At 73.5% G+C, this 8,436-nt stretch carries 5 protein-coding genes; all 5 read right to left on the reverse strand.

Annotation, left to right across the window (positions count from 1 at the left end; genetic code table 11):
- Window positions 1-10: 10 nt before the first annotated feature.
- The gene (locus C5N14_RS04100; protein WP_117665659.1) at window positions 11-1,021 is read right to left on the reverse strand and encodes a lantibiotic dehydratase C-terminal domain-containing protein; all 1,011 of its coding nucleotides are present in this window, start codon (window positions 1,019-1,021) and stop codon (window positions 11-13) included.
- Window positions 1,011-3,623, reverse strand: a complete 2,613-nt coding sequence (locus C5N14_RS04105; protein ID WP_117665661.1) for a lantibiotic dehydratase — start codon at window positions 3,621-3,623, stop codon at window positions 1,011-1,013. The genes C5N14_RS04100 and C5N14_RS04105 overlap by 11 nt, the downstream gene beginning before the upstream one ends.
- A complete protein-coding gene (locus C5N14_RS04110) occupies window positions 3,620-5,083 on the reverse strand; it encodes a nitroreductase family protein (protein WP_117665663.1) in 1,464 nt (487 codons plus the stop codon). Before C5N14_RS04110 ends, C5N14_RS04105 begins: the two co-directional genes overlap by 4 nt.
- Entirely contained in the window at window positions 5,061-6,974 is a 1,914-nt protein-coding gene (locus C5N14_RS31985) for a TOMM precursor leader peptide-binding protein (RefSeq protein ID WP_165878028.1), read from the reverse strand. Before C5N14_RS31985 ends, C5N14_RS04110 begins: the two co-directional genes overlap by 23 nt.
- Window positions 6,971-8,436 (reverse strand): hypothetical protein (locus C5N14_RS31990; protein ID WP_165878029.1); only part of this gene is annotated, 1,466 nt, incomplete at its 5' end. The genes C5N14_RS31990 and C5N14_RS31985, both read right to left, overlap by 4 nt.

The raw sequence follows: 8,436 nt of genomic DNA on the forward strand, positions 1-8,436 counted from the left end.
TGTCCTCCGGTTACGGTGCGGTCGTGGTCAGGGTGCCGAGACGGTGCGTCCGGTAGGCGCGGACGCGGTCGATCAGGTCGGGGTCCGGGGCCACGCCGGCGCACCCGCTGAGGACGTGGTGGCCGAGGAAACCCAGGAACGCCTCCCGCTCGGGGGTCAGGCCGAGCCGGTTGTTGTGGGTGTGCAGATAGCTGACCAGCAGCACCCGTCGGCGACGCGCGTCGTCCGCGTCCGCCCCGGCCAACGTCACCGCGGGCAGCACCGTCGGATCGGCGTGCTCCGCGGCGACAGCCGCCCGTACCGCGGTGCTGTAGCCGTCGGCCAGGGGGAGCGTGGCGAGCGTCCGTCGGGCCTGCTCGGTCACCGGGCCGTCGCAGTCCGCCAGCAGCGTCGGCCAGGTGTCCAGGAACTCGTCGAACACCCACGGTGACCACAGCAGGCAGTAGTCGCGGAAGAAGACCGCCACCTCGGGCGGGGAGAGCCCGGCCGCGCAGAGCCCGCGCAGCATCATCGTGAAGCCCAGACCCAGCCGACGAGCCGGCTGCGCGGCCAGCCGTGCCAGGGCGGTCAGCACGAGCCTGGAGCTGCGGTCGAAGAACTCCTCGGCGATGGCCACCCCGCCCGGGCCGCCGTACTTGTCGTACTCGGGGGCGTAGGTCGCCGCCCGGACGGTGTCCGGTGGGTACATCCGCCCGGGTGGCACGGCCTCCAGAGCGGCCATCGTGGGCTGCGCTTCCCGCATGAACTCGTCCTGGTCGAACTCGACGTCGTCCGGGTTCTCGCGCAGGTACCGCGTCGTCGCCTCGGCCAGCTGCGCCACGACGACGTCCGCAGCGGCCGGGTCGGTGCGCACCCGCACCCGGATGTGGTGTCCGCCCTCCCAGTAGCGCAGGAAGAACGATCGGCGCACCGCGCCCTCGGCCCGTAGCCGGGCCAGCACGGGTGCCAGCCCATCGACGAGGAACGCGTCCTGATGGCCGAAACGGTGCACGTGCAGACTGCGCCAGACGTCATCCGACATCGGTCACCGCCCGGTTGAACTCCACGAAGAACTCCTCGGCCGCAGCGGGCTCGTTCTGGCGCTCGGGTATCGGCAGGCACTCGTGGAACAGCACCGACCCACCCGTCATCGCCCGCGCCTGCTTGGCGAAGACGTGACACAGGAAGGGGTTGCGTACGTCCAGGTAGTGCGGTTTGTGCAGCCGGGCGCTGCGCGCCTCCAGCGCCCACTGGCGGGTCTCGGCCAGCAGGTCCCGCTTGCCGGTGGGCACCACCGGCGGCGCCATCATCCGGAAGAACAGCTCCCGTGGTAGGCCGACGGAGCGGCGCCAGCTGTCGAAGGCGGTCAACCCGCTGACCTCGTAGCGCTCCAGCTCGGCCAGCGCGGGGAGCTGGTCGACGCGGAAGCGCCAGGACCGCCGATCCAGCACCAGGTCGCCGAGGACCAGGCGGGGACGGGGGCCGGTCTGCGGGCCGTCGGCGCGGTCCAGCTGGTCCCACAGGCCACCCCGGTAGGTGCGGGTGGGCGCGAACACGCACAGGAACCGGTACAACATCGGCGCCGCCGCAGGATAGAGGAAGTTCAGCGGCACCAGGTCGATGGGCTCGCCGTCGCGGCCGGAGACCAGCACGAGCCGGTGCCGATCCGGATCGGCCCGCACCGTGAGATCGGCGAGCGTCATCGCCGCCCGGCCGCCGGGCGCGGGCACCGAGCCCGGGTACACCAGCTCCAGCGGGCTCAGCCGGGGATGCAGGTTGAAATTCAGCCCCAGCACCAGCGTGAGGTCGGTCTGCCGGGGACCGGTGCGCGCGACGTGCCGACGCAGCGCCGTGGCGAGGTCCCAGCCGTCACCGTCCTCCGGCTCCAGCAGATCGCAGAACCGGGAGAAGAACACCCCGCGCCCGGTGGTCATGCCGTTGATCACCGCTCGGCTGCCCGCCTGGTCGAACTGCACCCGGTACGCCGCCGACCGCCACGGCTGCACCGACGCCGGGAGCCGGTCGGTGACGGCACGTAGGTCGCCGGGGTCCAGCGTGAGCTGCTCCGCCCCCCCGGCGGCGCCCAGACGCGCCCGTAGCAGGTCGAAGAACTCGCCACGCATCGCCCGGACGCCCTCGCTGGCCGGATCGTCCACGCCGCACATCACCGCGCTCGCCTCCGCCGGCGGCAGCTCGGCGAACTGCCGGTACAACTCCACGAGCGGCACCTCGGCGGTCGCGCCGAAGCGTCGGGTGAAGAAGCGGTACAGCCCCAGCTTCTCGATGGTGGCGTCGTCGAGTACCGGTACCAGCCGCTGCAACAGGTCGAAGGACTCGCGGTTCGCGGTCAGCAGCTCCGGCCGCCACGAGTTCGGCCGGGCGTTGGTGCCGACGTCCTCGTACATGGCCGCGCGCATCGCCTCCCGCGCCGGGGGCGGCCCGCCGCACACCTCGGCGAACCGGTGTACCAGCTTCCGCAACTCGGCGAGCAGACCGGTGCGCCGCCGGGCGCTGGCGAACCCGTAGGAGCGTTCGATGACGCTGAGCTGTTCGAAGATCTCCGCGCAGCTCGCCGCCGCCGGGGTGTCGACCTTCCGCAGCAGCGCCGCGGTCCGCCCGGCCAGGTCGGTGGTCTGGTCCGGTAGGCCGATACCCCGGTGGCACAGGCCGACCTTGACCAACTTGTCGATGGTCTCCCTGACCGCGGTGGGCGCCACCCCCGCCGCCACGAGCCGCTCGCAGAGCTGTCGTACCGTCAGGTCGCCCTCGCCGAGCGCGGTCATCAGGATGCGGACCAGGTCGGTGTGGCGGGCGACGACGACCCGGTCCGGATCGAACCCGTCGTCGGCGCCCTCGATGGGGCGGCGGACGAAGACCGCGCGACCGTCCCGCACCGCGAGCGAGTTGTTCAGTCGGATCCGCAGCAGGTCGTCGGCGCCGTCGATGCGGTGGAGTTGGTGCACCATCCACATGAGCAGGCCGACGCTGAGCCGGACCTGGGTGCGACGGGTTCCCGGCGCCCCCCGCCACTCCCACGGCCCGGCACCGATCTCGGTGAAGGCCCCGAACGGGGAGGGTTTGAGCGCCACCCGGTACGCGAAGCTCGTGATCGTGCTCTCGGCCCGCCGGGCCCGGCTCGGTTTGCGGGCCTGGTCGAACGGGTCCGCCGCGTACGCCATCACCTCGCGGTAGACGTCCTCGCCGGAGAGCTGCACCCCGCGCTGGAACTCCTCACCCTGGGCCACGGCCGCCAGCGCCCGACGCCCGGCGGTCAGCTCCGCGGACAGCACCTCCTGGACCCGCGCGGCCAGGGCGTCGGCCGCATCGCGTTCCCGGCACCACTCGTCCAGCAGGTGCCGCACCGGCTCGGGCAGCAGGTCCCGCCGGTACGGCGAGCGGGCCACCCGGTCGTTGTGCACGGCGCGGCGGAGCGCCAACAGGTCGCGACGGTCCTCGGGCGACGCCTGCGGCACCAGGGCGTGCAGCGCGTCACCCAGCTTCTCCGCCAGAGGCCGCCGTCGCCGCGCCGCGCCGTCGACCTCGTCCAGCAACGCCCAGAACTGCCGGGGGACCAGGTCGTCCAGGACGGCCAAGCCGATCGTGCCGCGTCGGAAGAGCGCGTACGGACTGAATTCTCCGGTCATCGGGACCTCACCGTCACCTCCCACTCGGAGCCGGTGCGCACGACACCGACACAGATCTGCGCCTGCGCGCCGGAGCCCTGGCCGTCCAGGCCGTACGCGGCGTCGATGGCTGGCGCGTCGAAACCGAGGAACGGGTGGTTGCCCAGCCCGACCGCCGTCGCCGCCAGGACCACCGCCTCCATCGCCACGCCCACGGCCAGTTGCTGCGTGCGGTAGTGGCGGGCCGACCGACCCGCCTGCCTGGGCGAGGCGACGGTGTGCACGGTGAAGGCGGCGAGTTCGGCGTTGACCGAACTGCCGAAGAGCGCGCCCTGCAGGTACGGGCCGAGGTCGGGGTCCGGGCCGCGACCGACCGGGACGAGCCGGCCGTTGTGGTAGGAGTACCAGCCCGCCGGGACGCCCGGCACCCGGTGCACGGCCGTGCAGAAGGTGATCTCCGGCAGCGTCGGGCCACCGCGGCGGCGCAGGGTGGTGATCGCTGTGGCCGCCTGCCCGAGCACGGTGGCCAGCTGCGCCGGGCTGGCCGGCCGGCCCGTGAACTGTCGCCCCCCGGACCGCCGGCGGACGATCACGTCCTCGTCGGTGAGATCGACCGCGAGGGACGGGGGCAACTCCACCGTTTCCGCCCGGACGGCACCGGACGCCGCGACCGGTGCGGCGGGGGGCGCCCCGGCGGCCACCGCCCGAGCGGGGGCCGAGCGGGCGGACGCGTGCACCATGTCGAAGACCGGTGAGCGCTTGATCCGGCGTGACCGCTCCACCACGCGGGGCGGCGGGGCGGGTCGGCCGATCACGTCCGTACCGCCGGTCGCCACGGTGGGGCCGCAGCCGACGACGGCGTACACGCTCTCGTCGCGGCCGTCCACGCCCAGGCAGTCGTTCAACGCGTCGTCGGCGAAGTCGGTCCGCACCCACGCGGCGCCGAACTCGCTCCCGGCCAGGCGCAGCAGCCGCCCGAGCACGACCCCGGCATCGACCGCCCCCAGCCGGTAGGAGAAGTCGCCGTACTTGTAGAAGTTCTTCCAGAACCGGCTGGTCAGCAGGAGCACGACGGCCGGAAGCGGCGCGTCCGCGGCCAGGCACAGGCCCTGCCGGAGGCGCCGGGTCGGGCTGTCGCCGGGCAGCGCCAGCAGCTCCAATCGGTACGGGTCGACGTGGCAGAGCCGATCGCTCCCGGTGAGCACGACGTACGCCTCGGTGGGATGCATCGCGCCCCCCGAGGGAACGGCCCGCCGCAGCGTCTTGGACGGCCCGCGGACCGCGGTCACCGCCACCGTGCCCCGCAGCACCCGGGCCAGCGCACCGGTCGCCGGTGCCCGCTCACCGCCCTGGTGCACCTTCACCGGCCAGGGGCCGTCGCTGAAGTCCGCCCGCCAGCCGGGCGGGTTCGCCGACTGCGGATCCTCGCGGAGCAGTCGCAGGTGCTCGGCGATCCGATCAGGGGAAGGGGTGCGGGACACTGCCCACCTCCTCACCGGGGAGTAGCTGGCTGTCGTACGGGACCCCGGTTCCGTCCGTGAGCCGCGGCAGCCCCTCGGTACGCCGGTTGACGTGCCCGAACGTCATCGGCACCAGGCCGGGCACGATGACCCGGACGCAGTGGAGCCCGTTGCGGGTCAGCTCCGGCATGCTCTGGTCGACGACCAGTACGTCGAGGCCGGCGGCGAGCAGATCGCCGACCGCCCGGCGCAGATCGGCGCGGATGTCCAGGTCGTGCTCGACGACCGTCCCCGGGATCTCGGCCAGCGGGACGGTCGGACGCCGCCCGTCGAGGAGGAAGGCGTAGCGGTCGCGGGCCTCCGGCAGGGCGCCGACCAGTGAGTGATCCTCCATTCGCCGGATGAGGGTCGGATCGTCGAGCATCCGCAGCCCGTCGGCTCGGCGGCGCGGATAGCTGTGCCGGGTGGCCAGGATGCTGCCGATCAGCTCGTGCAGTCCGCCGAGGACCGCCTGTCCCGGGTCGGGGTGCGCACCGGACCCGGCGAAGACCGCCGGAGCGTCGACCGTCCGCTCCCGCCCGGGCCCGCCCTCCGCGACGAGCCAGAACGTCGGCAGGTGGTACTCCATGGTGGACTGGAAACACCGGAAGTCGAATCCGGTGAACAGGCGTGCCTTCCGTAGCAGGGTGCCGAGCTCGCCGTCGGCGGGCAGCTCCACCTCCGGCAGGGCCAGGCGTCGGTACCAGGTGAGCAGGAACGAGTCCCGCTCGGCCACCTCGCGCAGGCCGTGCAGGATCGCCTCTTCCACCGAGTTGCCGAGGGCACATCCGTTCGAGGTGTCGTAGCAGAACGACACCTCGTCGTCGTGCCGGGGGCCCCAGAACGCGGCCCGTTCGGGGATCAGCACCCGCTCGCCGTCGCGGAACGAGTATCCCCACACCCAGTCGACGACGGTCTCGGGGTCGAAGGCCCGGTAACGGAAGCCGTCCATGGCGTACGAGCTGGTCGGGTGCGTACCCAGCCGGGGCGGGTACAGGGCCCGGTCGGCGATGTCGGCGTAGGCGGCCCGGACCGGCGCTCGCCGACCGCCCCGGTGCATGCCGGCGTAGCGCTCCAGGCCCTCCAGGACCGCGATCGTGCGGCTGTCGGCGTAGCTGCGCGCCCGACCGATGGCCGGCTCCCGCCGGCCCCACCGGGTGGAGAGCTCCACCGAGCAGGCGCCGTAGGGGTTCTGCAGGTCCTGCTTGAGCTCCTTGAACAGGCCCAACCCGGGGAACAGATAGTCGGTGGTGACGGTCCTGCCGTCCAACTGTGCGGTGCGCAGCGTCGCCGGGGCCAGCTTCTGCAGGGCGACGTCCACGGCGGTGAACGTCGGCACGGTATCGGCCCCCGGCCGGCCGCAGCCGACGCAGGTGGAGTCCGGCAGCAGGACCTGCGGCTCAGCCGTACCGGCTTCCGCGTCCACCACCAGGACCGAGCCGGGTGGCACCAGGGCCTCGGCGAGGGACGCCTGCGTGTACCGCTCCACCATGGCCAGCGCGGCCGGACGGAGGGTCCACACGTCGACGTTGCGGGGCGAGGAGTCCGATGCCGCATCGCCGTTGAAGTCGGGACCGAACGGCGTGTTCGCGACCCGGGTGACCAGGCAGCGGAAGCACCCCGCCCGGCCGGGCGCCCACACTGGGCCGATGTACACCAGGCCCCGCCACGTGCCGACGAAGAGCAGCGAGCGTCCGAGCCCGACGCACTCCACCATGGTGTCGTGGTAGGCGTCCACCTCGGTGAGCTCGGCGACCAGGACGCTGACACCTCCGGGGTTGCTCCCGGCGGGCCGTACCAGCCGCGCGGCGAGCTGCCTCGCCAGGAAGCCCACCCCGACCACGTCCACCGTCGACGTGAGCGCCGCCGTCACGGAAGCTCCCCCGGCGTGGCGACCACGTACGCCTCGCCGTCGAGGAAGCCGAGCAGGTGACCGAGGTCCCGGTCGGGGTCCCGTCGGGTCTGCCCACCGAGCCGGGCGAGGGCGTCGGACCAGGTCCGAACCGGCGGCGCCAGGTGCGCGAGCACGTACCGGTCGGCGGTTGTCCCGGGCTCGTCGGCCAGACCGTCCGCGACGGCGCGGAGCAGGGCGTTGTCGCGGGCGTGCGCGGTGTCCACGCCGAAGCCGGCGACGGTACCACCGCAGGTGTTCAGCAGGACGCGGACGAACCCGGTGGGCATCGTCTGCGCACTGTCGAGCCGCCACTCCCGGCCGCCGGCGGCGAGCTCGTCGACGAGGAACGCACCGATCGGGCTCGTCACCGCGTCCGTGGCGGAACCGGTCCCCGAACCGGCGGGCGCCGGGGCGTCGACTGCTACGGCGGCGGAGGCTGCCAGGCGGGCCCGGTAGCCGGCCTCCGTGCGGGACCAGCCGGCGCCGACGAACCAGTCGGGTGGGAGCACCCCGGCAGCGACGGCCAGCCGCCGGGCCAGGTGCTCCAGCGCCGCCAGGACCACCTGGTTGCGGGCCTCCCGCGGCGACACCGCGCGGCAGGCGACTCTGGTGGTCAGCTGGGCCGCGGCGGTGCTGTCGGGCTCGGCGACCCGGCAGATGCTCATCGCCAGCGGAAGCTGGTCGGCGTCGCCCTCGGCCAGGTGGTGGATCGGCCCGACGAGGTGGTCGGTCCAGCCCGAGGTCACGGTGACGATGCGGTCCGCGACAGCGACCAGGGCCGCGCTGTCCTCGGCCGCGGGGATGTCCGGACGGACCAGGTCGTCCTCGTGGCTCGGCGTCGCCGGTGAGGATCCGCGCGGAGTCGGCGGCGGGCTCGACTCGTGCAGGGGGCAGCTCGGGTGGCGGCGTGGCTTGTGGGTGCGCACGATCGGAGCGATCGGTTCCACGGTGGCGATGCGCCCGAAGCCGGCGCGCGGCACACCGGCCAGGGTGGTGAAGGCGTGCTGGGCCAGGTGCAGAGCCGCGATCGCGGCGGGAGCCGCCGCCAGCGGCAGCGGCTGGCCGGTGACCGCGACGGCGCGGGCCGCCAGCCATCGGTGGAGGCAACCCCAGCAGCTGTCGGGCCCGCCCGGCAGGGCCACGGTGAAGTCAGCGCATCGACCGAGGACCCCCAGCCCGCGACCGGAGTCGCGGAGCCGGCGCTGGGCCGCGCCCACGCGGGCCACCGCGTCCGGGTCGTCGTCGAGTGTCTCGTCGGCGATCAGCACCATCGGGGCGTCCAGCTGGCCCGCCCGGTCGACCAGATCCGTCGGGTGGATCTCGTCGACGTGGTGGACCTCGTAGCGCAGCTGGCTGTCCCGCCGGACGGCTGCGGCGAGTACCTCGGTCACCTGCTCGTCGGCCGCCTTCGTGGTCAGGACGTGGAGGCGGGCCAGTCCGA

This window comes from Micromonospora sp. MW-13 (assembly GCF_003434305.1).
GTDB lineage: Bacteria > Actinomycetota > Actinomycetes > Mycobacteriales > Micromonosporaceae > Micromonospora.

What these genes read in the sequence shown, in the direction of transcription:
- C5N14_RS04100 (WP_117665659.1), bottom strand. Translation starts at nt 1,021, where the DNA reads ATGTCGGATGACGTCTGGCGCAGTCTGCACGTGCACCGTTTCGGCCAT.
- C5N14_RS04105 (WP_117665661.1), bottom strand. Translation starts at nt 3,623, where the DNA reads ATGACCGGAGAATTCAGTCCGTACGCGCTCTTCCGACGCGGCACGATC.